This is a genomic window from Caballeronia sp. LZ003, assembly GCF_031451465.1.
Lineage (GTDB): Bacteria > Pseudomonadota > Gammaproteobacteria > Burkholderiales > Burkholderiaceae > Caballeronia.
In genome coordinates, this window is record NZ_JARUXJ010000186.1 from 56,760 (window position 1) to 83,329 (window position 26,570).

At 66.9% G+C, this 26,570-nt stretch carries 11 protein-coding genes; 6 read left to right on the plus strand and 5 right to left on the minus strand.

Features of this window, described 5'->3' with window-relative positions; genetic code table 11:
* Positions 1 to 22 precede the first annotated feature (22 nt).
* From QCE79_RS33915 to QCE79_RS33935, 5 genes are all read right to left on the minus strand, one after another.
* A complete protein-coding gene (locus QCE79_RS33915) occupies positions 23 to 5,506 on the minus strand; it encodes a non-ribosomal peptide synthetase (RefSeq protein ID WP_309851981.1) in 5,484 nt (1,827 codons plus the stop codon).
* Entirely contained in the window at positions 5,503 to 16,578 is an 11,076-nt protein-coding gene (locus QCE79_RS33920; protein ID WP_309851984.1) for a non-ribosomal peptide synthetase, read from the minus strand. Before QCE79_RS33920 ends, QCE79_RS33915 begins: the two co-directional genes overlap by 4 nt.
* Before the next feature lie 75 nt (positions 16,579 to 16,653).
* Positions 16,654 to 17,634 carry a TauD/TfdA family dioxygenase gene (locus tag QCE79_RS33925; RefSeq protein WP_309851986.1) on the minus strand — a complete coding sequence of 327 codons (981 nt, stop codon included), beginning with the start codon at positions 17,632 to 17,634 and terminating at the stop codon, positions 16,654 to 16,656.
* Entirely contained in the window at positions 17,622 to 18,434 is an 813-nt protein-coding gene (locus QCE79_RS33930; protein ID WP_309851989.1) for an alpha/beta fold hydrolase, read from the minus strand. Before QCE79_RS33930 ends, QCE79_RS33925 begins: the two co-directional genes overlap by 13 nt.
* 3 nt (positions 18,435 to 18,437) lie before the next feature.
* Positions 18,438 to 18,677, minus strand: a complete 240-nt coding sequence (locus QCE79_RS33935) for an MbtH family NRPS accessory protein (protein ID WP_309851991.1) — start codon at positions 18,675 to 18,677, stop codon at positions 18,438 to 18,440.
* A gap of 363 nt (positions 18,678 to 19,040) precedes the next feature.
* Here QCE79_RS33935 and QCE79_RS33940 point away from each other — a divergent pair, with 363 nt between their 5' ends.
* The 6 genes from QCE79_RS33940 (at position 19,041) to QCE79_RS33965 (ending at position 25,962) form a co-directional block, all read left to right on the plus strand.
* Positions 19,041 to 19,676, plus strand: coding sequence for a nitroreductase (locus QCE79_RS33940; RefSeq protein WP_309851994.1), 636 nt, complete (start codon positions 19,041 to 19,043; stop codon positions 19,674 to 19,676).
* A gap of 123 nt (positions 19,677 to 19,799) precedes the next feature.
* Positions 19,800 to 20,987, plus strand: coding sequence for an efflux RND transporter periplasmic adaptor subunit (locus QCE79_RS33945; protein WP_309851997.1), 1,188 nt, complete (start codon positions 19,800 to 19,802; stop codon positions 20,985 to 20,987).
* Positions 20,988 to 20,992: 5 nt separating this feature from the next.
* Positions 20,993 to 22,963: a MacB family efflux pump subunit gene (locus tag QCE79_RS33950; RefSeq protein ID WP_309851999.1), complete on the plus strand. Its 1,971-nt coding sequence runs from the start codon at positions 20,993 to 20,995 to the stop codon at positions 22,961 to 22,963.
* 7 nt (positions 22,964 to 22,970) lie between these two features.
* Positions 22,971 to 24,401 (plus strand): efflux transporter outer membrane subunit, encoded by a 1,431-nt coding sequence (locus QCE79_RS33955; RefSeq protein ID WP_309852001.1) that lies wholly within the window; start codon positions 22,971 to 22,973, stop codon positions 24,399 to 24,401.
* Positions 24,402 to 25,151: 750 nt separating this feature from the next.
* Positions 25,152 to 25,730 carry a hypothetical protein gene (locus QCE79_RS33960; protein WP_309852004.1) on the plus strand — a complete coding sequence of 193 codons (579 nt, stop codon included), beginning with the start codon at positions 25,152 to 25,154 and terminating at the stop codon, positions 25,728 to 25,730.
* On the plus strand, positions 25,720 to 25,962 hold the full coding sequence (locus QCE79_RS33965) for a hypothetical protein (protein ID WP_309852007.1): 243 nt from the start codon (positions 25,720 to 25,722) through the stop codon (positions 25,960 to 25,962). The genes QCE79_RS33960 and QCE79_RS33965 overlap by 11 nt, the downstream gene beginning before the upstream one ends.
* The last annotated feature ends 608 nt before the right edge of the window (positions 25,963 to 26,570 follow it).

Genomic DNA, 26,570 nt, shown 5'->3' on the forward strand with positions numbered 1-26,570 from the left:
AAGCGGTTCTGATGTCCGCCTGTCATCCGTCGATCAGCGCGCGCAGCCGTTCGATCACGCCCGCATGCGCCGCCGGGTGATGCACGATGCCGCTGTGCGTCGCGTCGATGCCGATCTCGTGCACCGCTGCGCTCGTCCACGGCTGCCAGTCGCGTTCGCGTTGCGCCGACGTGTCGCGTGTCGCGCGCCAGAAGCTCAGCGGCACGTCGATGCGAGGCAACGCGTGCGCGACGCGCAGCCGGTAATGCATCTCGTCGATCGACGTCGTGCGTTCGAATAGCGCGCGCAGGCGTGCGCCGTCCGCTTGTGCGTCGAGCCACGCGGACAGCGCGTCGTCGGCCGCGGACGTGGCTTCCGGCATGTCGCCGGTGTGCGTCGCGGTATCGAGCAGGCCCAGAAAGTCGACCTCGAAACCGCGCGCGCGCAACCGTGCGGCCACGGCGAACGCGAGCCTGCCGCCGAGCGACCAGCCGAGCAGCCGGAACGGTCCGCTCGATTGCACATCGAGCACCTGCCCCACGCAGATTTCGGCGAGCGCGTCGAACGAATCGGCGTGAACGCGCGCATCGCCGGCGAAGGCGGGCGAGCGCAGCGCGATCACCGACGCCACGCCCTGCAAGGCGGCGGCCAAAAAGCGGTACTCGCCGACCATCCCGAAGCCCGGGTAAAAGCAGAACAGGTTCAGCGGCGCGCCGCTCGCGTTGAGCGGCTGCACGCAGGCATCTATCGACGGACAAAGCATCGCCTCGGTGATGAAGCGCTGACGCCAGACCTCGAAGGCCCGATGCGTGTCGTCGTCGTCCGATGTGACGACGGGCGCGGCGCGCATGAGGCCGTCGAACAGCGCCAAGCCGGATGCGCGCGGCTTCGCCTCCGTCACCGCGTGCGTGTCGAGGACCTGCGCGCGCACGTGCGTATCGAACGTGGCGATGAGGCGGCCGAGCCGTTGCGCGTCGATCGTCGACGCCGCCGCGCTCCAGTCCACCTTGAGGCAACCGCCCGCGATCAGACCGTTCAGATCGAGCACGTGACGCGGCCCCGCAGCGACGCTATCGCGCGTGCCGTTGCCGCTGTCTTCCGCCGCGAATGCGAAGCGCCCTTCGCTCAGCCGCTCTTCGAAACGGCCGAGATAGTTGAAGCCGAGCGTCGTCGGCGGGAGCGCGGCCAGCGTCGCGCGCGTGGCAGGCGTCCCGGCGAAGCGGAACAGGTTGTAGTGCAGCCCGGCGGCAGGCACCGTCTGCAACGCCGTGGAGATCGCGCGGCGCGTCGCGTGCGGATCGTCCAGCGCGTTCAGCCGCAGCGGAAACTGCGTCGTGAACCAGCCGATCGTGCGGCTCAGATCGAGATCCGCGACGCGATCCGTCCGGCCATGTCCTTCCATTTCGACGACCGCGGGCATCTCCGGCAGATGTTCGGCGCACGCATGCGCGAGCGCGGCAAGCAGCACTTCGTCGATCCGCGCGCCCGACTCCGTCAGACGGCGCGTGGCCGATAAGTCGAGTGTCCAGTCGGTTGCGAGCGTCGCGTCGCCCAGCGGCTTTGCGAACGGCGCGGCGTGGCCCAGTTGCGCCTGCCACCACGCCAATTCGCCTAGATGCTCGGGCAAGCGCGCGTAGTGCGCGAGCGACGTCGTCCATTGCGCCCACGTCGTGGCGGGCGCCGGCAACGCGACGCGCGCGCCGGGCGTGCGCGCCGCTTCGTAGGCGGTCATCAGGTCGTCGAGCAGGATGCGCCACGACACGCCGTCGATCACCAGATGATGAACCGCGACCAGCAGCCGCGACCCTTCCGGCGTCGCGAGACACGCGGCGCGCAGCAGCGGGCCGTCCGCCAGATCGAGACTGCCGTGCACGCGCTCCGCGATCGCCTCGATGCGCGCGGCGGCATCGGCGGGGCCGGCGGCAGCGCGCATTTCCTCGACGAGCAGCGCATCCTCCGCCATTGCGCGCGCCGCCGACGGCGGCGCGATGGTCTGCGTCCACTCGTCGTGAATCGCGTCGTGGCGAAAGCGCGCGCGCAACGCGTCGTGCGTGGCGAGCAGCGCGGCGAGCGCCGTGCGCAAGGCGCCGACATCGAGCGTGTCGGCGCAACGCAGCAGCACCGCCTGATTCCAGCGCGACGGCGCGGCCGGGAAGCGTTCGAAGAACCAGTGCTGCATCGGCGCGAGCGGCGCATCGACCGGCCCGGACAACGTCACGCTCGACGCGGCTTGCGCGTCGGCTGCGCGCGCCACGCGGGCCAATGCGCGCACGGTCGGATGTTCGAATACCTGCCGCGCCGTGACGGTCCATCCCGCGCCGCGCGTCTGGGCGATCACGCGCAGGCTGGAAATCGAATCGCCGCCGAGTTCAAAAAAATTATCCGTGACGCCGATATCCTGCCGGCCCAGCACGGTACGCCATACCGCGAGCAGCGCGCTCTCCCGCGCGCCGTCCGGCGCATCGGAACCAGTCTCCAACAGCCCATCGGGATCGGGCAGCGCGCGGCGGTCGAGCTTGCCGTTGTGCAGCGTCGGCAACGCATCGAGCCGCATGCAGACGGACGGCACATGCGAGGCAGGCAACGCGCCTGCGAGCGTGGCGCGTACGCGATCCGGCGGCGCATCGCCCGTGAAATACGCGACCAGCCGCTTGCGATCGCCCTCGCCGCGCACGTCGGCAATCGCTTCGCGCACGCCATCGACACGACGCAGCGCGACTTCGATTTCACCCAGTTCGATGCGATGCCCGCGCAGCTTCACTTGCTGATCGATCCGCCCCAGAAAGTCGATGACGCCGTCCGTGCGCGCGCGGCACAGATCGCCGCTGCGATACGTCCGCGAACCGGGTTCGCCGTACGGATCCGGCACGAAGCGTTCGGCGGTGAGCGCGGCGCGGCCGAGATAGCCTTGCGCCAGCGTCGCGCCACCGATGCACAGTTCGCCGGGCGCGCCATCGGGCGCGCGATTGCCGTCGGCATCCGCCACATACGCGTGGCGCGACGGATAGCATTGCCCGATCGCGACGATCGCGTGCCCCGTGTCGCCGTGCGTCACCGGATGATGCAGCGCCGCGACCGTGGTTTCCGTCGGCCCATAGAGATTGTCGATGGCCACGTGCGCGAGCGGGCCTTCGAACCAGCGCTGCAACGCGTCGCCCGGCAGGCCTTCGCCGCCGACGGTGATCTGGCGCAGCGCGATCTCGGCGGCCGGCGGCAGCGCGATGCGCCATTGCTGCCACAGCGCGGTCGGGATACGCGCGAAGCTCACGCGCTCGTCGATCAGCGTGCGGTTCAGCGTCTCCAGTTCCCACGCGCGCGGGCCGCGCATCACGACGCGGCCGCCCGCGATCAGCGCGGGCAACAGCTCATGCAGCGCGACGTCGAAATTGATGGTCGACGATTGCAGCACGACGTCCGTCTCCGCGATGCGGTGATCGTGCAGAAAATCTTCCAGATGCAGCGCGAGCGAGCGATGCGAAATGGCGACGCCCTTCGGCGTGCCCGTCGAGCCGGAGGTGTAGATCACGTAGGCGAGCGCGTCCGGCCAGAGGGTCCATGCGCGGTCGTCGCGCGCCGACAGGTTCGTCGCCGTGCGCGCGGCGGGCGCGGATATCGGCCGCAGCGGCGCGAGCAGGTCGCGCCAGCGTTCGCGCGTCGTCTCGTCGACGACGATGCGGGTCACGCGGGCGTCGTCGATCATCGCGCGCAGACGCGCTTCCGGATACTCGGGATCGAGCGGCACGAACGCGCCGCCTGCTTCAAGCACGCCGAGCAACGCCGCCGGCAGCGCGAGCGAGCGTTCGAGCATCAGACCGATGCGCTCGCCCGGCGCGATGCCATCCGCGCGCAACGTCAGCGCGATGCGCCCTCCCCAGCCGGCCAGTTCCGCATACGTGAGCGACGCGCCTTCGCAGCGCAACGCGATGCGCGCCGGACACAGCCGCGCTCGTTGCGCGACACGCACATGCGCGGGCGTCGTGCTGCGCGCGAGCGAATCGGCGCGGCGCGGCGGCATCCCGCGCGCGGCCAGATCGCCGATGCGCCGCGCGGGTTGCGCCGCGATCTGTTCGAGCAACGCGGCGTAGTCGTCGAGCATGCGCTGCGCGGTCGACGCGACGAAGCGGTCTTGCGCATACGTCAACGCCAGATCGATACCGCGTCCCGCGCCGCGATCGCGCGCGTTCAAGGCCAGATCGAAGCGCGCGGTGACGGCCTTGTCGCCGATCGATTCGACCCGCAAACCGGGCACGCTTTCCGGCTCGGCGGAATCCGGCGCATCGACGGCGAGATCGAACATCACCTGAAACAGCGGCGAGCTATCGAGATGGCGTTCCACGCCCAGCGCCTCGACCAGCTTCGCGAACGGCACATCCTGATGCGCCTGCGCGTCGAGCACGCGTTCGTGCAGACGCGTGAGCATCGCGTCGAAGGCGTGCGCGCCGTCGAGATCGGCGCGCACGATCAGCGTGTTGACGAAGAATCCGACGACCTGCTCCAGTTCCGAGCGCGCCCGCCCGGCCGTCGGCACGCCGACCACGACCGTTCGTTGCCCGGAATATCGATACAGCAGCACGTCGAACACGGCGAGCAGCACGGTAAACAACGTCGTGCGCCGCTCACGCGCGATGCGGCGCGCCACGTCGGCAAACGCGGGCGGCAAGTGCACGCGCGCGAGTCCGCCATCGTGCGAACGTGTCGCGCGCGGCGGCACGTCGCGCGGCAAGGTGAGCGCAGCGGGCGCGCCGTCGAGCCGTTCGCGCCAATGGACGATCTGCTCCGCGAGCCGTTCGTCCGCGCCCCACTCGCGTTGCCAGAGCGCGTAGTCGGCCAGTTGCACCGGCAGCGGCGGCAAGGCGCACGCAGCGCGTTCGATGCCTTCATCGCGTTCAGCGCGATAGAGCGTGAGGAGATCGCGGAACAGGACGTCCATCGACCACGCATCCGCGACGATGTGATGCACGACGAACTGAAGCACATGCCGATCGCGGCTCGTCTCGAACAACGCGACGCGAAGCAGCGGCCCGTGCTGGAGATCGAACGGCGCGCAGGCGAACGCGCGCAACGCGTCGTCGAGCGACGCGCCTTCGTCCGCGACACGCGTCTGCTCGAAGCGATAGTGGGCGTCGCCGGTCACGGTTTGCACCGGCACGCCGTCTTGCGCCTCGAAGCGCAATCTCAACGCCTCGTGACGCCGCACCAGTTGCGCGAGCGCGCGCTGCAATGCCGCGATATCCAGGCGACCGGTGAGCCGCAGCGTATGCGCGATGTGATAACCCGCGTGATGCGGATCGAGACACCAGAGAAACCACAGGCGTTCCTGCGCGGGCAGCAACGGAAAACGCGCCGGGCGTGGCGCGAGCGGCACGACCGGCAGCGCGCCCGCATCCAGTTGTTGCGCACGGGCGCGGGCGCGGAACAGCGCGCGTTTGTCCTCGGCAAGCGACGCGTACTGGCGCGCGAGATGCATGGCGTCGGGACGGCGCGACGCGGCGTCGGCGCGCGGCGAGCGGGAGATCGTGTCGGTCATAGCGAGTCCAGCAAATCCTGCAATGCGTCGAGCGTGTGAGGGCCGGCGGCGTCGCCGGATGCGGGCGCGTCGCGGTCGAGTCGTTCGGCCAGATCGGCGAGTACCGGATGCTCGAACAACGACGTCAATTCGATCTTGCGGCCCAGCGCCTCGCCCATCCGCGCCGCCACGCGCACAGCGAGCAGCGAGTGACCGCCGAGCACGAAGAAATCGTCGTCGATTCCGACGCGATCCACGGCCAGCACGTCCGCCCAGACGTCGCACAAGAGCGTCTGCGTCGGCGTGACCGGCGGCTGATAGTCGTGCGACGCGCGCGAGGTCAGCATCGGCAGCGCGCGGCGGTCGAGCTTGCCGTTCGAGGTCAGCGGCAAGGCATCCAGCCGCACGATCTGCGCGGGCACCTGCTGCGGCGGCAGACGGCTCGCGAGCCATGCACGCAGCGTGGCCGGGTCCGGCCGCCCGGCATCGCCCGTCACGAACGCGACGAGGCGGCGCGCCGTGCCTTCGCCCTGAATCTGACAAGCGGCATCGTCCACGCCGTCGAGCGCGCGCAACGCGGCCTCGGTCTCGCCCAGTTCGATGCGAAAGCCCCGCAGTTTGGTTTGCTGATCGGCGCGGCCGAGATAGTCGAGCGCGCCGCCACGGCGCACGCGACACAAATCGCCCGTGCGATAAAGACGCGCGCCCGGCGCGCCGTGCGGATCCGGCATGAAGCGCTCGGCGGTGAGTCCGGGCCGACGTGTATATCCGCGCGCGAGATTGTCTCCGCCGATGCACAACTCGCCGATGCCGTTCTCCGGCACCGGATTGCCGTCGGCGTCGAGCACCATCAGCGTCGTGTGTTCGAGCGGCGCGCCGAGCGTGATCGATGCACCGGCTTCGAGTCGCGCGGCGCTCGACCAGATGGTCGTTTCAGTCGGCCCGTACAGGTTCCACAGTTGCACGCCGCGCGCATGGAGCGCGTCGGCAAGATCGGCGGGCAACGCTTCGCCGCCGCACAGCGCACGCATCGCACGCGACGGATTCGACGGCATGGCGGCGGCGCGCCGATTCGTCCAGCCGCCGTCGAGCAGGACGCGCCAGCCCATCGGCGTCGCCTGCATGACGCTCGCATTCGAGCGTTCGATCAGCGTCGCCAGACGACGGCCATCCGCGATCGTTTCGCGCGTCGCCAGTTCGATCGTGCCGCCCGTCAGCAGAGGCAGATACAGTTCCAGCGCGGCGATGTCGAAGGACAGCGTCGTCACGGCGAGCCACACGTCGTCGGCGTGCAATTGCAGGCGCGCCTGCATGCTGTCGAGAAAACGCGTGAGTGCGCCGTGCGATACAGCGACGCCTTTCGGCTTGCCGGTCGAGCCGGACGTGTAGATCACGTAGGCCGACTGCGCTGCGTATATTGGTGCAAACGTCGGCGCAAGCGGGGCATCGTCCGCGGGCTCGTCCCGCTCGACGTCGACGAGCACATGAGCGCCCGCGATTTCCGCCAGACGGTCGCGGCCGGCGGCATCGGCGAGCGTGCAGACGAGTCGCGCATCTTCGGCCATGCCCGCGAGATGCGCGACCGGATAGCCCGGATCGAGCGGCACGTAGGCCGCGCCGGTTTTCATGACGGCGAGCGTCGCGACCAGCATCAGCGGCGAACGCGCGATGCAGACGCCCACTTGCGTTTCCGCCGTCACGCCCAGGCGTCGCAGACGATGTGCGAGGCGGGTCGCCCGCGCGTCCAGTTCGGCGTAACCGAGCGCCGCGCCGTCGCATCGCACGGCGATGGCATCCGGAGTGCGGCGCGCCTGCTCCGCCACGCGCGCGTGAACCGGCACGAACGGCACGAACGGCACAAGCGGCACGAGCGGCACGAGCGGCAAATCCGCGCTCGCGCCGCGTTGCGCGACCGCTTGCGCCTCCAGTTGGAAATCGCGCAGACGCGGCGCATCCGACCGCACGATATGCCGCAACACGCCGACATAATCGCGCAGCACGCGTTCGACCGTCGCCCGGTCGAACAGATCGGCCGCATAGCTGAACGACAGCCCGATGCGCGCGCCGACCGTGACGTTGAGCGTCAGATCGAATTGCGCGGCCTTCCGCCCGGCTTCCAGCGCGGACCAGCGCAGACCCGTGCCGGCATGCCGTTCGAGCGGCGCGGCCGGCACGTCGAGATTGAACATCGCCTGGAACAGCGGCGTATGGCTCGCCACGCGCGCGGGTTGCAACGCATCCACGATCCGGGCGAACGGCACGTCCTGATTTGCGTGCGCGTCGAGGACGTGTTGCCGCACTTCCGCCAGCAAATCGTCGAACGCGACGCCACCCGACATGTCCGCGCGCACCACGGCCGTGTTGACGAAGAAACCGATCAGCGGTTCCGTCTCGATCGGCTCGCGCCCGCCGAGCGGAATGCCCACGCGGATATCGCGCTGGCCGCCGTAGCGATGCAGCAGCGCGTGGAACGCCGCCAGCAGCGTCATGAACAAGGTCGCATCGTGAGCGCGCGCGTAGGCTTGCAGCGCATCGGCGAGCGACGGATCCAGCGGCGCGTCGACCTCGCCGCCATGCGCATCGCGCCGGGCGGGACGCGGCCGGTCCGACGGCAGTTCCAGCACCGGTTGTTCGTCGCCCAGACGCACACGCCAGTAGTCGAGCTGCCGGGCGAGCGCCGCGCGGTCCACTGACTCGCGCTGCCAGACGGCGAAATCCGTGTATTGAACCGGCAGCGGCGCGAGCGCGGGCGCAGCGCCGTGACGCAGCGACGCATACGCCGTGAGCAGTTCGTCGATCAGCAGATTCATCGACCAGCCATCCGCCGCGATGTGATGCACCGTCAGGCCGAATACGTGGGAGTCGTCGCGCAGTCGCGCGAGTTGCGCGCGCAGCAGCGGGCCGCGCGCCAGATCGAAGGGCCGCGTCGCGCCGTCGTGCAGCCAGGCCGCGAGCGCGGGATGCGGGTCGGCGGCGCTGGTCGCATCGGTCGCATCGGTCGCGTCGGTCGCGGCCGTGGGGAAAGTCGCCTCCGACCACTCGCCGCCGAGCGTTTCGTCGACGATCAGCCACGGCGCGCCGTCGCGTTCCTCGAATCGGCTGTGCAGCATTTCGTGACGTTCGATCACCGCATCGAACGCGGCATGCAGCGCGCAAGCGTCGAGCGCGCCGTCGAGCGTCACGGCGAAGTTCAGATGGTAGGCCGGGTTGTCGGGCGTCAGACGCCACAGGAACCACAGACGCTCCTGGCCGTGCGTCGCGTGCACTTCACGTCGATGCAGACGGCGCAACGGCTCGCGGCGAGGCGCATCGGCCCGAGGCACGGGCGGCTGTTCGAGCGCGGCGGCGAGCGCATTCAGCAGCGGATGATCGAATAGCAGGCGCAGCGCAATCTCGCGGCCGAGCGTGCGTTGCAGTCGTGCCGCCACTTGCAGCGCGAGCAGCGAATGGCCGCCGAGCGCGAAGAAGTCGTCGCGGGCGCCGACGCGCGCGACGCCGAGCACCGTTTGCCAGATCTCCGCAACGGTGGACTCGATGCCCGCCGCCGGCGCGACATAGGCGCGGTGATCCGTATCGATGTCCGGCAAGGCGCGGCGATCGAGCTTGCCGTTGGGCAGCGTCGGCAGCGCGTCGAGCACGGCGATGGCCGACGGCACCATATACGATGGCAGCACGCCCGCGAGCGCTTCCAGCAACGCCGCTTGCTCGACGCTTGCGCCGGCTTCGCGCACGACATAGCCCAGCAAGCGCCGCGCTTCCTGTTCGCCGCGCACGATCACGACGGCTTCGACCACGCCGGGCCGCGCGCGCAATGCCCGCTCGACCTCGCCCGGTTCGATGCGATAACCGCGCACTTTGACCTGCTCGTCGATCCGGCCGAGGAACGCCACGCTGCCGTCCGCGTGCCAGCGGCACAGGTCGCCCGTGCGATAGAGGCGCGCGCCCGGCGCGCCCGCCGGATCGGGGATGAAGCGCTCGGCGGTCTGCGCGGCGCGGCCGAGATAGCCGCGCGCGAGCGTCGCCCCGCCGATGCAGAGTTCGCCGAGCCCGCCCTCGGGCACCGGCTCGCCGTCCGCATCGACGATGCAATAGTGACGCGACGCCCACGGCCGGCCGATCGATACCGAAACGCTACGTGCGTCCGCGACGCCCACGCGTTGCCCCGAGGTCGTCACGCTGGCTTCGGTCGGGCCGTAGGTGTTGACGAGCGTGCAGTCCGCAAGCGGTCCCGCGAACCAGCCCGCGAGCGCCGCGCCCGGCAGCGCTTCGCCGCCGACAGTGACGCGGCGCAGCGCGAGATCCGCCGTATCGGCCGGTAGTTGTTGCGCCCACTGCTTCCAGTAGCCGGTCGGCAGATCCGCGATCGTGATGCGGCGCTCGCGCAGCACGCGGGTGAATTCGTCACCGGTCCACAACACCGGACCGCGCACTTCCAGCGACGCGCCCACCGCGAGCGTCGCGAAGACATGTTCCACCGCGCCGTCGAAATTGATGGTCGCGAACTGCAGCGCGCGATCGTCCGCGCTCAGACCGTTCTCCGCGATGAAATCGTCCAGATGCAGACTCAGCGCGCCGTGGCCGATGCCGACGCCCTTGGGCTTGCCCGTCGAGCCGGAGGTGTAGATCACGTAGGCAAGCTGCGCCGGATGCAACGTGCATGCGCGAGCGGTGTCCGGCACGCCTTCGGTCTCATCGACCCGGATGCGCGCAACGTCCAGTTCCACGTGCTTCGCATGCGTGCTCGCGTCGGTGAGCAGGGCGGCGAGTCCCGCGTCGTCGACCATGTCGCGAAGCCGTTCGCGCGGATATGCGGGATCGAGCGGCACATACGCGCCGCCCGCCTTCATCGCGCCGATCAGCGCCGCGATCATCGCGGCGGAGCGTTCGACGAACACGCCGACGCGCGCTTCATGCCCGACGCCCGCCGCCGCGAGCCGATGCGCGATGCGATTGGCCCATGCATTGAGTTCGCGATACGTCAGCGTCACGCCATCGCAATGGACGGCAGGCGCGTCGGGCCGCGCGCACACTTGCGCATCGAAACGCGCGACGAACGGCCGGTAGGCGTGCGCTTCCCCGCCGTCCGCCTTGCCGCGCACCGCTTCGCGGCCCGGTACGCGAAGCGTGCCGAGCGGCCTCGCGTGCGCCGCGCCATCGGCCAGTTGCCGCAGCAGCGCCGCATACGCGTGCCGCACGATATCGAGCGTCGCATCCGGCAGACGCCGCGCATCCCAGCTCCATTCGAGCGCAATGCATTCACCCGGCACGATGCCGAGCGTCAACGGGTAATGCGTCCGCTCGAACGATGCCGACGCGCTCACGCTCAGGCCGAGCGAACCATCGTCGAGCGCCGGATCGACCGGAAAGTTTTCGAACACCAGCAGGGAATCGAACAGCGCGCCGAAGCCCTGCCCCGCCCATCGCTGAATCGACGACAGCGGCGTGTGGCCCGACTGACGCAGTTCGACATTGGCGCGCTGCAAATCGCGCAGCCAGTCAGCCACGCTCTGGCCGGACGGCACGTCGACCCAAAGCGGCAAGCTGTTGATGAACAAACCCTGAATGGCTTCCGCGCGCGGGAGGTCCGCCGGACGCCCCGCCACCGTCACCCCGAACGCCGCCTGACGACGATTGCCGAAGCGCGCGAGCAGCAGCGCCCACGCGCCCTGAATCAAAGTATTGAGCGTCACGCCGCAGCTCTGCGCGGCATGGGCGAGCGCGGCACCGAGCGCCGCATCGAGCGATTCGTCGCGATGATGAAACTCGCCGGACACGTCCGCCGCATGCACGGCCGGCACGCTGTCGAGCAACAGCGCCGGACGATCGGCGCGCGCCAGCCGAGCGCGCCAGCCATCTTCCGAATCGGGCTGTGCGCGCAGCCATTCGATATAGGACCGATACGGCACGACCGGGTCGAGCGCGGGCGATTCGCCCCGGCTCAGCGCACGGTAGGCGCGGGCCAGTTCGCTCAGCAATTGCGCGCTGCTCCAGCCGTCGGCGAGCGCGTGATGATTGATCCACGCGAGATCGTGCGCGCCGTCGGGGCGCCTGAACAACGCGACGTGCAGCAAAGGCGCGGCGTTCAGATCGATCAGCGCCGGCGCGCGCTGGCCGAACCAGTCGGCGAAGGCCGATGCGTAGTCGTCGCGATTGCGCCAGTCGTGGACGGCGAAGAATTCAGGCACGCGCGTCTGCACGATTTGCAGCATCTCGCCGCCATGCGCGCGAGCGAAACGCGTGCGCAACACCGCATGCCGCGCGACGACGATGTCCCACGCCGCGCGCATCGCGTCGATGTCGAGCGCGCCGTGCAAGGTCAGACGCTTGCGGTTCACATACGCGCCGGGGTGCATCAGGCTGTGGAACACGAGCCCTTGCTGCAACGGCGTCGCCGGATAGATATCCTCGATGCCGCTCGCCGGCAAATCGAGCGCGTCGAACGCGTCCTGCGCGATGCCGGCCAGCGGGAAATCGCTGGCGGTCGGGCGCGGGCTCGCGTGCGCGCAGTGCTCGACGAGCCGCGCCACTTCGGCGTCGAACGCCTGCATCAATGCGTGAACCTGCGTCTGCGGCAAGACGGCGAGATCGTAACGCCAGCCGAACGACAGGCATCCGTCGACGATCATGCCGTTCAGGTCCAGCGCATAGACGAGCGCTTCATGATCCGGTTGTGGATCACCCGCGTTTTCGTGGGCGAAGCCGAACGCGCCGTCGGCGGCGAGGTTTTGATCGAACTGGCCGAGGTAGTTGAAGCTGATGCGCGGCGCGGGCAAGCGGCCCAGCGCGTCGCGTGCGGCTTCGTCGCCCCAGGCGTGCAGCCAGCCCCACGACGCGCCATCGTCGGGCAGCGTGCGCAAGCGTTCCTTGGTCGCGACGAGCGTCGCGGCATCGTCGGAAAAAGCGCGCAGCCAGACCGGATAGCGCGTCGTGAACCAGCCGACGGTCCGGCTCACGTCGATGGCCTGAGCGGCTTGCGTATCGCGTCCGTGTCCTTCCAGCGCGAGCAATGCGCCCGTGCCGCCGAACGTGGCAGCGACGGCGCGCGTCAGCGCGGCCAGCAGCAGTTCGTCGATGCCGAGCCGATACGCACGCGGCGCGGCGTGGCGCAATCGCTCGGTTGCCGCCGCGTCGAGCCGCCAGTCGAGCACGCGGCTGGTGGCGGTCGTGCCGCGCGCGGATTCGAGCGTCGGCTGCGCGTCTTGCAAGGCCTCGCGCCACGCGGGCAGCGCCGCGTGTAAACGCTCGTCCGTCACTGCCGCGCGCTGCGCGACCACCCACGCGCCCCACGGCGTCGCCGCATCGAGCGCGGGGGCGCGGCCCTCGCCCAGGGCGAGCATGGCGGCCTCGATATCGCCCAGCAGAATGCGCCACGACACGCCATCTACCGCGAGGTGATGAATCACGAGCAGCAGCCGGCCGCGCGCGGCGCCCTCTTCGTGAGCGGGAATGTTGAAGTAGACGGCCTGTAGCAGGCGGCCCGCCTGCAGGTCCAGTCGGCGTTGCGCGCGCTGGCCCTGCGCGGTCAGCGCCGCGATCCATTCGTCACCGCGATCTCGCAGATCGCTCACGGTCATCAGATCGTCCGGCACGTCGCGGCTCACCTGCTGCCGCCAGCCGTCGGCGCGGCGCTCGAAGCGCAGACGCAGCGCGTCGTGACGGGCGACGACCGTATGCAGCGCGCGTTCGAGCGCGTTCGTATCCATGTCGCCGCGCACGTCGAGCAGCACCGACTGGTTCCAGTGTGGCTCGCCTTCGGGATAGCGCGAGAAGAACCATGTCTGTATCGGCGTGAGCGGTAACGGCTCCAACACTTCGGCCATCGCGCGATGCGACTCCAGCGGCTGCATCACCGCCGCCAGACGGGCGATGGTCGGCTGCTCGAAAACCTGTCGCGGCGTGAGCAGCCAGCCCTGCGCCCGCGCCCGCGCGATCAGTTGCAGGCTCAGGATCGAATCGCCGCCGACGGCGAAGAAATTGTCGTCGATGCTCAGTTCGTCGCGGCCCAGCACCGACGTCCACAGCGAGAGCATGATGCGCTCCGGCTCGTTGCGCGGCGCGATGCGCTCGTCCGTCGTGACGATGCCGACCGCAGGCAAGGCCGCGCGGTCGACCTTGCCGTTTTGCATGACCGGCAATGCGTCGAGCACGGCGAACGCCGCGGGCACCATATGCGCCGGAAGTTCCTGCGCGAGCGCCCGTTGCAGCGCCGCCCCGTCGAGCGCGACAGTTTCGTTTCCCCGACGCTTTCCGACGACATACGCGACCAGACGCGGCGTGCCCGAATCGGTGGCGAGTACGACGACCGCAGTCGCGACGCCGGGCTGGCGACGCAATGCCGCCTCGATCTCGCCCGGTTCGATACGGATGCCGCGCAGCTTGATCTGCTGATCGAGCCGCCCCAGAAAATCGATCGCGCCATCCGCGCGACGCCGGCACAGATCGCCGGTGCGATACAGCCGCGCGCCGGGTGCGGACCGATCCGGCACGAAGCGGTCGGCCGTCAGCGCGGGCCGGTCGAGATAGCCGCGCGCGAGCGTATGCCCGCCAATGCACAACTCGCCCAGCGCGCCGACGGGCGCATCGTTGCCATTGTGGTCGAGCACCCGTGCCGTGCGCGATGCATACGGCACGCCGATCGACACGATCGCATGCGTGACATCGTCGGCGGTCGTCGCGCGAAACATGCAGGCGACGGTGGTCTCCGTCGGGCCATAGAGATTAGCGAGACCGATATGCCCGAGCGGCCCGTTGCGCCATTGCGCGAGCGCGTCGCCCGGCAAACCTTCGCCGCCGACGGTGATCTGCCGCAACGCCGCCAGCGACCCGGCAGGCGGCGGCGAGCGCAGCCACTGCTGCCAATAGGCGGTCGGCAGGCGCGAGAACGTGACGCGCGCGTCGATCAGATGGCGGCTGGTCGTGTCGATGTCCCACGGCTGCTGGCCGCGCATCTCGACCTTGCCGCCTTGCAGCAGCGCGGGCAGCAATTCGTGCAGCGCCACGTCGAAATTGATGGTGGAGGATTGCAGCACGGTATCGTCCGCGCCGATCCGGTGCGCCGCCATGAAGTCATCGAGATGCGAGGCGAACGCGCCGTGGCTGATCGCCACGCCCTTGGGCCGCCCGGTCGAGCCCGACGTGTAGATGACATAGGCGAGTTGTTCGGGATGCGGCGTGTGCGTGGGCGCGGGCGCGTCCGACGTTTGCGCGCCGGGCGCGCCTATGTCGAGCGCCGTGCGGCCTTCGAACAGCGCGCCGCATAGCGCGAGCGCGCTGGCATCGGTCAGCACGACGCGTACACCGGCGTCGTCCATCATCATCGCGAGACGCTCAGCCGGATACGCGGGATCGAGCGGCACGAACGCGCCGGGCGAACGCAGCGTGCCGAGCAGCGCGGCGACCATCGCGACGGAGCGCGTCATGCAGATGCCGACGCGATCGTCGCCGCGCACACCCGCCCGCACGAGCCGCCGCGCGATGTGCGCGGCCCACGCGTCGAGTTCGGCGTAGGTCACGCGCTCGCCTTCGCAGTGCACGGCGAGCGGATCCGGTTGGCGCGCGACGCTCTGCGCGAAGCGCGCGGACACCGGCACGAAGGCCTTCTTCGGCGGCAACGCGGCATGCTCGCGCGTCAGTTCGAATGCGCCGAGAGATCGGGTGACGTCGCTTGCGATCTGCTCCAAAAGGCAGACGTAGTGATCGAGCATCTGGCCGATCATCGCGGCATCGAACAGATCGTCCGCGTAGACGAACGCGATTTCGAGTCCATGCGCACGTTCGCGCGCTTCGAGCACGAGATCGAAGCGCGCCGTCTGCGTGACCACTTCATGATTCGCAACATCGAGTCCCGGCAGTTGCAGCGTGTCGCGATCCGCGCCGAGATAGTTGAACATCGCTTGAAACAGCGGCGTATGGCCGAAGCTGCGCTGCGGCTGCAAGGCCTCGACGAGCTTCGTGAACGGCAAATCCGCGTGATTCTGCGCTTCGAGCACGCGCTCGCGCACGCGCGCCAGCAGTTGCGCGAAGCTCGCCACGCCGGCGAACGCCGTGCGGATCACCAGCGTGTTGACGAAGAAGCCGATGATGCCCGCCGTTTCCGCGCGATCGCGTCCCGCGACCGGCACGCCGACGCGGATATCGTTCTGGCCGCTGTAACGCGCGAGCAGGAGATCGTAGGCCGCGAGCAATGTCATGAACGGCGTGGCATCGGCCGCAAGCGACACGCGTGTGAGCGCGGCCTGCAACGCGGGCGATACCACCCGCGCGAGCCGCGCGCCCGCGCCGCTGCGCATGCCGGCGCGCGTGCGCGAATGCGGCAGTTCGAGCACCGGATGATCGTGGCCGAGCCGTTCGCGCCAATAGTCGAGCTGACGCGCGAGGGTGTCTTCGTCGAACCACTCGCGCTGCCATTGCGCATAGTCGACGTATTGCAGCGGTGCGGGGTCGACGGTTGCTTGATGCACATCGCGTTCGCGCGCATCGGATGCTTCGCGATAGGCCGAGGCCAGCGCCGCCACCAACACCTCGATCGACAAGCCGTCCGCGACGATGTGATGGACCGCGATATGCAGCATCCGGTCGTCCGGTCCGAGCGCGATCAGCGCGACGCGCAGCAGCGGGCCGCTTTCGAGATCGAACGGCAGCGCCGAACGATGGGCCAGCGTGGCGTCGAGATTGCCGGCGTCGTCGAGATCGAACGCTTCCCAGCCGTACTCGCACGGACCGGTGCGCTGAAACGGCACGCCATCGGCCTCGCCGAATCGCTGGCGCAGACTCTCATGGGTCGCGACGACGCGCTCCAGCGCACGACGCAACGCCGCCGTGTCGAGCTTGCCGCGCAATCGCACCGCGCCGGTCACGTTGTACGCCGCGCTCGATGGATCCAGACGCCACAGGAACCACAAACGCTCCTGCGCGTGCGACAACGGAAAGCGCCGGTCGCGATCGGGATAGCGCACGATCGGCAGACGCGCCGCGTCGATGCCGCCCTTCTTCAGCCGTTCGCGAAACGCTTCGCGCTTGTCCGGCGGCAGGGCAACGTAGGCGGTCGAAATGGACAACAGTTCTTTCGACACTTCGCGGGCGATCTCGGTCATGAATGGTGTGAATTCGAAGGGGTTCGCGGCGGCGCGGGCATGCGCCTGCGTGTCCGGCTGGAAGCGCCGGCAGGTTCAGGCGCTCATCGCGACCAGCACGCGGCGCTTGCCGGAAAACGGTGCGCGGCCATGCGACATCAGGAGGTTGTCGAGCACCAGCGCATCGCCGGCTTGCCACGGGAACGCGAGCATCGTGTCGCGATAGACCGCGCGGATCTCGCCGAGCATGGAAGCGTCGATCGGCGAGCCGTCGCCGAACAGCGTATTGCGCGGCAGCCTGTCTTCGTCGACGACCTCGAGCAACGCTTCGCGCACCGCGTCCGGCAGGCCGGAGACGTGGAACAAATGCGCCTGGTTGAACCAGACCATCTCGTCCGTCAGCGGATGGCGCAATTCCGACTGGCACACCTGACGCGTGCGCAACGCCTCGCCATCGTCGAGCCATTCGTAGTCGATCCGGTTCGCACGGCAATAGCGCTCGACTTCGGCGCGATCCTCCGTGCCGAACACCTGCTCCCAGGGCACATCGAGGCCGTTGCCGTAGTTGCGCACGTACATCACGCCGTGCTCGGCGAAACGCCGGCGCAGCGCCGGGTCCAGCCGTCGATACACGAGACGGCTGTCGGCGACCGGCGTCGACCCGCCCGTCGCGGCGGCGATATCGCAATAGAACCAGATCGAGCCCGGCCATTTGAGCGTGTAGGATTGCTCGTTATGCTGATCGATCCACTGGTCGGCCGGATATTCGGTCGACGAGTACACGTCCTTTTCGATGCGGCTGCGCGGCGTCGATGCGAATTCGTAAGAAAGCAAAGGTTTGCCGAAACTCGCGGTGAACGCATTGAAGGCGCCCGCGTCCAGCGGCGCGAAACCGCGCAGCAGCACGCCGCCGAACTGCCTTTTCGCGGCGTCGACGCGCTCGCGCAACGCGGCCGGCAAGGCGGCATCCGCACCGTTCGCGGGTTCGATCACAAGCACGCGTGTACCGTTTTCCTCGATCACGCGCTCGCGGAGCGTCGCTTCGCTGTTGCTCCTGCTGCTGATCATTGCATCCATGCTTCACCTCTTGCACCAGTCGGCACGTGCGCCGGCGTGCCGTGCGAAAGCGCATCGGCGACGTTTTGCAGAACCGCGACCGGCGATACATCGAGATAGAAATGACCGCCGTCGAAACGGCGATGAGCGAACGCACCGCGTGTTTCGTCCCGCCAGCGCGCGACATCGTCCGCGCGCGCGGTGGCGGGATCGTCGCGGCCCGTGAACACGGTGAGCGCGCAGTCGAGCGGCTCGCGCGTGCCCGCGACCGCGTTCGCGCCGCATCCCGGCGCATACGTGCCGCACAGATGAAAGTCGGCACGCAGTGTCGGCATCAGAAATCCGATCAGATCGCGATCTTCGAGCAGCGCGTCCGGCGTGCCGCCGAGCGTGCGCAGCTTGTCGATCATCTGATCGATGGTGCTGTCGAGCCAATGCGTCTCGCGAACGCGGCAAACCGGCGCAACCGATGCAGACGCCCCGAACCAGCGCGCCGCGCCCCAACCTCGCGCGCGCAACGCATGGAGCAGTTCGAACCCGATCAGCGCACCCATGCTGTGCCCGAACACTGCGAACGGCAGCGACGGGTCACGCGCGCGACGCCACTCGTCGCACACGGCGTCGATCAGCGCGGGCCATTGCACATGCGCCGGCGTATCGCGGCGCGCGCCGTGCCCCGGGAGTTCGAGCGGCACGACCTGCACCTGTGCGGGCAGAACCTGCGACCATCGCCGATACCGCGAGGCAGCGCCGCCGGCATGCGCGAGACAGAAGAGTTGCAGCGCCGGCGCGTGCACGCCGGCCGCGGCGGCGACCGTCATGCGTCAGGCAGCCGAATCGGCCTGGCTCCGGGCGGCGGTATCGGCGTCCATCGCGCGACGCAGACTGAGCGGACGCATGTCGGTCCAGACTTCGTCGATATGCGCGAGGCATTCCGCCTTCTTGCCCGACTTGCCTGCCTGCCGCCATCCGGCGGGAATTGTTTTGTAGTCCGGCCAGATCGAATACTGCTCTTCGTCGTTGATGACTACGTGGAAGTTGGTGTCGTCGTCGCCCCAGCTCATTGATCGCTCCGATGGAACTGCAGCCGAGCGGCTGCCACGGGTAAAGGACGCAATGAATCTCATCTGGCCGCTCGATGCGCAACGGCTTTTCGCAGTGGTCGCCGAACGCCGCTGCAGCATGTATAAATGAGAATCATTGCTGTTTGGAAGTGGTACTTTGAGCGTCGAGTCCGGCTTTGTCAAGCGGCTGAAGATCGATCGCCGCTCCTTTAGCACATTGAAAGAATGACGCAAATATCTTGGATCGATGCTTCGCCCGTATGCATCCGATGGATCGCTTCATTAGATCAAATGCGAATCATTTGCATTGCAACAGAAAGTCCGCCATCATGACGGCCGTCTATCTTCCCGCTCGAGAAAGCGATGAATTCGCCGATTCCCAACGCCGCGCTCACCGACAATATCAACCGTTCGCAGGTCGTCCTCGACTCGCTTCTGACGCGCCAGTCGCACTGGCCGCTCGCCGAGCCGGGACCCAGCGACGCCGAACTCGCGCAGATCTTCGATGCCGCGTTGCGCGCGCCGGATCATGCGCGTCTGCGTCCCTGGCGTTTCGTGCTGGTGCGAGGCGAGGCGCGCGGCGCGCTGGGCGACGTGCTCGTCGATCTCGCCTGCGCGCGAACGCCCGATGAACCGCGTTCGGCGCATGCGCATCGCCGTCAGAAGGCGTTCGCCGCGCCGATGGTAATCGCGCTGGGCGCAGCCGTCGACGACACCTCGCACGTACCGGAAATCGAGCAACTGATGTCCGTGGGCGCGGCGACGATGAACCTGCTGAACGCGATTCATGCGCTCGGCTACGGCGGCTTCTGGGCGACCGGCGACGACGCCTACGAACCGGCGATGCACGCGGCGCTCGGTTTCGGTCCCGCCGAGCGACTGCTGGGCTTTCTGTTCGTCGGCACGCCGCAGCGTTTTTCCGGACGTGGCGCGGCGCGTCCCGAGCGCGCCGGGTTCGTGCGCGAATGGACCGCCCCGGCCAGCACCGGCGCGTCCTGATTCATCCTGACTTGCGCGGGGCGCGTCGAGCGCGACGCAAACGTTGCGATCGCGGGCGTCAATACAAAGCAAAGAGCGAGGTCGCGCGTGCGCCCGCCGCCGAGGCCGACTCATCACGCTTCAATGAGACAACCCATCAAACTTTCCCCGCGCGTCGCCGTTTTCGCCGCCATCCTGCTGCTGATCCTGTTCGTGTTCTGGGCGCTGCTGTTCAGGACGGTCGAGCACATCGACACGGTGCCGATCGCGCGCGGCGACATTCAGGCGAGCGTCACCGCGCTCGGCACCTTGCAGCCGCATAGTTATGTCGATATCGGTTCGCAGGCGTCGGGAGAAATCCGCCGTATCACGGTGCAGCCCGGCGACGCGGTGAAAAAGGGGCAACTGCTGGTCGAGATCGATCCGAGCGTGCAGCAGGCCCGTTACGATGTCGATGCATCCGCGCTCACCAGCCTGCGCGCCAAGCTCCGCGGCGAGCAGGCGAAGCTCGACTTCACGCAGCATCAGTACGAGCGTCAGCGCCGCATGATGTCGGAAGGCTCGACGCGCGATGAAGACCTGCAAAGCGCCCTCTCCGTATGGCAATCCTCGCGCGCGACGGTCGCGGACCTGCAGGCGGAAATCGACGGCGCGCGCGCCACGCTGCAAGGCGACGAAGCCCAGCTCGGCTACACGAAAATCTATGCGCCGATGTCCGGCACCATCGTCACGCTCGACGCGCGGGAAGGGCAGACGCTCAACGCGACCTATCAGACGCCGATCATCCTGCGTATCGCCGATCTTTCGACGATGACCGTCTGGACTCAAGTGTCCGAAGCCGACGTGCTGAAGGTCAAGCCGCGCATGCCGGTTTGGTTCACGACGCTCGGCACGGACAAGCGCTGGAACGGCACGGTGCGGCAGGTGCTCCCTTCGCCGCCGAATGCCGCCGCGCCCGCCAACGGCGAGCAGCAGGCGGCACCCGCCGCCAATGCGGCCAACGCGGGGAAGGTCGTGTCCTACACCGTGTTGTTCGACGTGCGCAACGAGGACAACCAACTGATGCCGCAAATGAGCGCGCAGGTGTTCTTCATCGCGGAGCAGGCCCGCGACGTGCCCATTGCGCCATTATCCGCGCTGGTCGCGGTAGCCGGTTCGAACGACCGGTACAGCGCTCGCGTGCTGGTCGACGGTCATATCGTGACGCGCGACGTGCGCGTCGGCATACGCGACCGGCTCAATGCCGAAGTGCGCGTGGGTCTCGCGCCGGGCGATCGCCTCGTCACCGGCATCCGCCGCGTGCGTGGCGCCGACGGCAAATTCGAATGGTGACGCCCGTGTCCTCCGCCGGCGCGCCGCTCATCGACGTGCGCGACCTGCGAAAATCGTACAGCGGCCATGACGGCGAGCCGCCGGTCGACGTACTGCGCGGCGTGACGCTATCGATCGCGGCGGGCGAGTTCGTCGCCATCGTCGGCGCGTCCGGCTCAGGCAAATCCACGCTGATGCATATCCTCGGCTGCCTCGACCGGCCATCGTCGGGCAGCTATCGCTTCGCCGGGCGCGATGTCGTCGAACTCGGCCCCGACGAACTCGCGTGGTTGCGTCGCGAGGCGTTCGGCTTCGTGTTTCAGGGCTATCACCTGATCGCGACCGAGACTGCGCGCGAGAACGTCGAGTTGCCCGCAGTGTATTCGGGCATGTCGCCGGACGCGCGCCGCACCCGCGCGACGGAACTGCTGACGCGGCTCGGCTTGGCGGCCCGGCTCGATCATCGGCCGCATCAGTTGTCCGGCGGACAGCAGCAGCGCGTGTCGATCGGTCGCGCGCTGATGAACGGCGGACATATCGTGCTGGCCGACGAACCGACCGGCGCGCTCGATTCCAGGAGCGGCATCGAAGTGATGGCGCTGCTCGCCGATCTGTCGGCGGCAGGCCACACAATCATCCTCATCACGCATGACCGGCAGGTGGCCGCGCAGGCGCGCCGCGTGATCGAGATTCGCGATGGCGAGATCGTCGCGGATTCGGGACGCGCGGTCACGCAGGCGTCACCGCCTGAAGGCGCAGCGGCACACGCGATGCTCGACGCGATGTCGCACGGCGCGACGCACACCGCATCGTTCGCAGCGGACGCGCAGGAAGCGTTGCGCGCCGCGTGGCGCGTGGTCTGGATCAATCGCTTTCGCACGCTGCTGACGCTGCTCGGAATCATCATCGGCGTGGCGTCGGTGATCGTCATGCTGGCGATCGGCCGAGGCACGGAGCGCGAGGTGATCGCCAAAATGGCGAGCTTCGGCACGAACCGCATGTATGTGACGCCCGATGGTCCGAGCGCGCACGCGCTGGGCGGCACGCTCTCGGTGGCGGATGTCGAACTCGTGTCGCGCGTGCCGAATGTCGAATTCGCGATGCCTTTTTTGACCGGCAACATAACCGTGCGTTACGGCAATCAGGACGCGCGCACCTCGCTGTGGGCGGTCGGCCCGCAAGGCTCGCGCGTGCTCAACTGGAAGCCGGCGCGCGGCATTTTCTTCGATGAGAACGACGAACACAATCTGGCCACGGTCGCGCTCGTCGGCAAGCGTCTGCGCGAGAAGCTGTTCGGCAATGCGAATCCGGTCGGCAAGTACGTGCTGGTGAACAACGCGCCCTTCCTCGTCATAGGCGAACTGGAAGAAAAAGGCGCAACCTCGGGCGATGCGGACGACGACGACGTGCTGCTGATCCCGTACTCCACCGGAAGCCGCCGCGTGCTCGGCACGACCGATCTGTCGTGGATCTCGGTTCTGGTCCAGCGGATCGGGCTGTCGTCGCAGACGGCGGCCGAGATCGGCGCGGTGCTGGAGCAGGCGCATCATCTGCACGATTTCCACATCTACGATCGCGCCGCGTCGGTCAAGGCGCAATCTGAGACGCAGGACACGCTCACGCTGATGCTCGGGCTGATCGCGGGCATCTCGCTGCTGGTGGGCGGCATCGGCGTGATGAACATCATGCTGATGACCGTCAAGGAACGCACGCGCGAAATCGGCATTCGCATCGCGACCGGCGCGCGGCAACGCGACATCATGCGGCAATTTCTTACCGAAGCGATGCTCGTGTCGGGCATCGGCGGTGCGCTCGGCCTGATCGCGGGCATGCTGATCGGCGCCGTTCTGATCGCGGCGAACGTGCCGGCGATTTTCTCGGTGCGCGCCATCATCGGCGCATTCGCGTGCGCGTTGCTCACCGGGCTCGTGTTCGGCTTCATGCCCGCGCGCAAGGCCGCACGCCTCGATCCGGTGATCGCGCTGGCGAACGAGTGAGGCCGACATGAAACGATGCCCGTCCCTTGCTTCACTCACGTTCCTCACGGCCGCCGCCACGTGCGCCCTGCTCTCCGGATGTCTGAGCCGTCCGCCGCTGCCGACAGCCGATGTCGCGACGCCCGCCGCGTATCGCCATGCATCGTCCGCCGCCGGCGGCGATATCGTCAGCGCCGACTGGTGGCGCAGTTTCGGCAGTGTCGAACTGGATCGGCTGGTCGCACAGGCATCGGCGCGGAACAACGATCTTGCCGCCGCCGTCGCACGGGTGAAGCAGGCGCGCGCCAGCGCGACCATCGCGGGCGCGGCGCGGCTGCCGTCGGTCACCGGTTTCGCCGATGCGAGCCGCGTCGGCGGCTTTATGATCAACGACAATCTGCCTAGCGGCAGCGCGTTCGACCTCGGCCTGTCCGCGAGTTACGAGATCGACTTCTGGGGCAAGAATCGTGCGACGCGCGATGCCGCCATCGAGCGCGTGCGCGCCTCCGCTTTCGATCGCGCGACCGTGCTGATGACACTGACCGCCGACGTCGCCGATGGCTGGCTGCAGACCGTCGCGTTGCGCGAACGCGAGACGCTCGCCGAGCGCAATCTGCACACCGCGCGCGAGATTCTGCGCACTGTCGAATCGCAATTTCGCGCGGGCTACGTGACCGCGCTCGATGTCGCGCAGCAGCGCACGCTGGTGGCGTCGCAACAGCGCACGGTGGCGTCGCTGCATCAACAGGCCGATGACAGCGAGGCGCTGCTCGCCACGCTTCTCGGCGTTCCGGCGACGGGTTTCGCCGTCGCGACGCGCACCCTCGACTCGGTCGGCGCGCCCGATGTGGATGCAGGCGTTCCGTCGTCCTTGCTCGTGCGCCGTCCGGATGTCGCGTTTGCGGAAGCGCAGCTTGCGGCGGCCCACGCGGATGTCGCCGCCGCCCGCGCGGCAATGTTTCCCAGCATCACGCTGACCGCGTATGTGGGCACTGGCGGCGACCAGGTCCGGCGCATCTTCGACAACCCTCTCTACAGTCTCGCGGACGGCTTTACGGCACCGATCTTCGATGCCGGCGCACTCGCGGCCGGGCGCGACCTCGCGCTCGCGCAGGAGGAAGAACTGCTCGCGGCATACCGCCAGGCCATCGTGACGGCATTTGCAGATGTCGAACGCGCACTCAACGCGATAGCCGGCGCAGACGCCCAACATCGCGCACAGGACGACGAACGGCACGAAGCGCAACACACGCTGGAACTCGCAAGAAGTCGATATCAAGCAGGCGCGCAGACCGCACTTACGGTTTTGGATGCACAGCGCACGCTCTACAGCGCCGACGACGAGCTCATCCAGACGCGTCTTGCGCGGTTGCTGGCTGCGGTTTCCATGTATCGGGCGTTGGGCGGCGGCTGGCACGCTGACAACGCGCGCACGCGACATTCAATTCATTCTGACTAAGCGACGACCGGGCTGACGGGTTTTTGCATTACATAACGAAATGAGAAGTGTTGCATTTACGACCAACTTCATTAATCATGACCACTTTTATGGAATGCTAAGGGTCGAGCTCATGACGCCCGGAATAGCACAGAGACCAATCCATTTATAGGAAACTATGGAGACCCCGCAATGTATTCGATGAGGAACTCCCCGGCAAACGATGCGATTGCAGGATATTGCGACACCGGCGAGCAAATCACGATTGATGCGGTTCGAGCTTGGTCCCCTCCGCTCTGCGACGCCATGCGTCGCAGAGCGACATAGCGTGCCGTGGCTTGCAAACTTTCTTCACAGGCTGCGGCGTCTCTTAACGACACGGAATCAACATTTTTCGCGCCCGCAGTTACGTTTACTATCATTAGGGGGAGTGACAAATATGACACCATTAACACAAATCTATTTGTTACGCGAAAGAGTTGGCGGCGAGAACGACTTAGAACTCGAAACGATATTGGCGACGAATAAGAACATGATCGCTACCCTAACCTATGTAATCGGCTGACGATAAGCCGGCCAAGTTTGGCATTCGATCTTCCAACCGATCTTTTGAAGATCGTCGCATCCCATTTATATAACACGTAACGAAACTCAGCTCATTCATCCAGCTCGACGTAGATTTTGAGATATCCAGTTCGATAGGCTTCCCCCTCTCTCTGCGCATTGAAAGCGCCGGCGTGTACGCGTCTTCTATATTTAAAGGATAACCAAATGTTGCTCGAGACTCATGGACGTTACCGGAAGTCGAGCCCAAGCAGAAGACACCCAGCTTTTTATATTAATGGGCTGGACTTCATAGCACGTCCCGCAAAGTTCAAGTATGCCGCCTGCATCGATCTTCCGGTACGAGGAACCTTGACTTTGTGGCGTTTTCGCGCTGAATGGCTGTCAACCTCTCGGGAGCAAGCCTACTCTTGGCTTTCCGCGGCAGAGCTGAGACGTGCAAAGAATTATCCTAATTCAGCTCTTAGCAAGCGTTACCTGGTCGGACGCTCGATGCTGCGACTCATTCTATCGCGCATGCTCGACTGTGATCCCAAAAGTGTCGTTTTGGCGGACGGGACCGACGGGCAACCAGTCATGACATCTCCGCAAGCACGTGGAAAAGTGCGTATTCATGTCGCGAATGCCGGCATATGGATGATCGTTGGCTTAAGCCAAACCGATCTTGGAATCGGCGTAGTGTTTCCTGGATCAACTTCCCAATCCGACAGAACATCTTCCATGTCGTTCTGGACTGGCACACCGATAACTCTCTCCGATGGAAATTTTTCAGCGCATGAATGCTGAACCTAGGCAACAAGAGGCGCGTTATGCAAGTCTAGCCAAACTCGCGTCAATTGGTGTTTTCACATCTAACCCAGCAAGTGCAAGTGAAAGCGGAGCAGCCACAATTATCAAAAGCGGCGCGGGCCACAAGTTTCACGTCATCGACCTGCCCATGCCCGGAAATATCGCCGCTGCCGTTTCTACACCACAGATCATCACCCGAGTCGATGCTTTTGGTTGGACCCGAAACTAAGCCTTATCTTCGAAGGCGTACATACCCCACTTGTGACGCCGTTTGAATATGCATTCGATCAAACGGAGGGCGAAATTTTACTGCCTACAAGCAGAGCCTGCCAACCGTCTCCATGTTCGGCCATTCGACCTAATGCAGCCTATCCCACAGCCTTCAGGGGCAAAGCAGCCAATCCGAATGCTTTGTTGTTCGGATTGGCCATTATTAAGCTCCTACGGCGTTCAAAGATAAGCCCGTTCGATCAGACGGTTTTCAGCTTCGATCCGAGCCAAAGCACGACGGCGAAATGTCCCCCAGACGAAGCCGCCTGCGCAAATTGTGGGAATCAACTCTTCCGCCTATTAGCCGCTGCAGACGCCCCGCAGGCATCAGCATTCAATTGATGCCTGCGGTGGACAACCGAAAACTGGGCAAATGCACCAATCCAAGACGTCCTCATCTTTATACCTTGATTCGATTTCTAGGTTTCTGCGCGACCTGCGCACGAAGACGATTCGATTCGTGCGGAGTTAAGGACGGTCTGCAGAACACGGTTTAAAATGCCTGTGCACCATGTAGACGTTGGAGCAGTTTTTTTATCCAGCTCGGTCCATCAATGACAGAGGCGA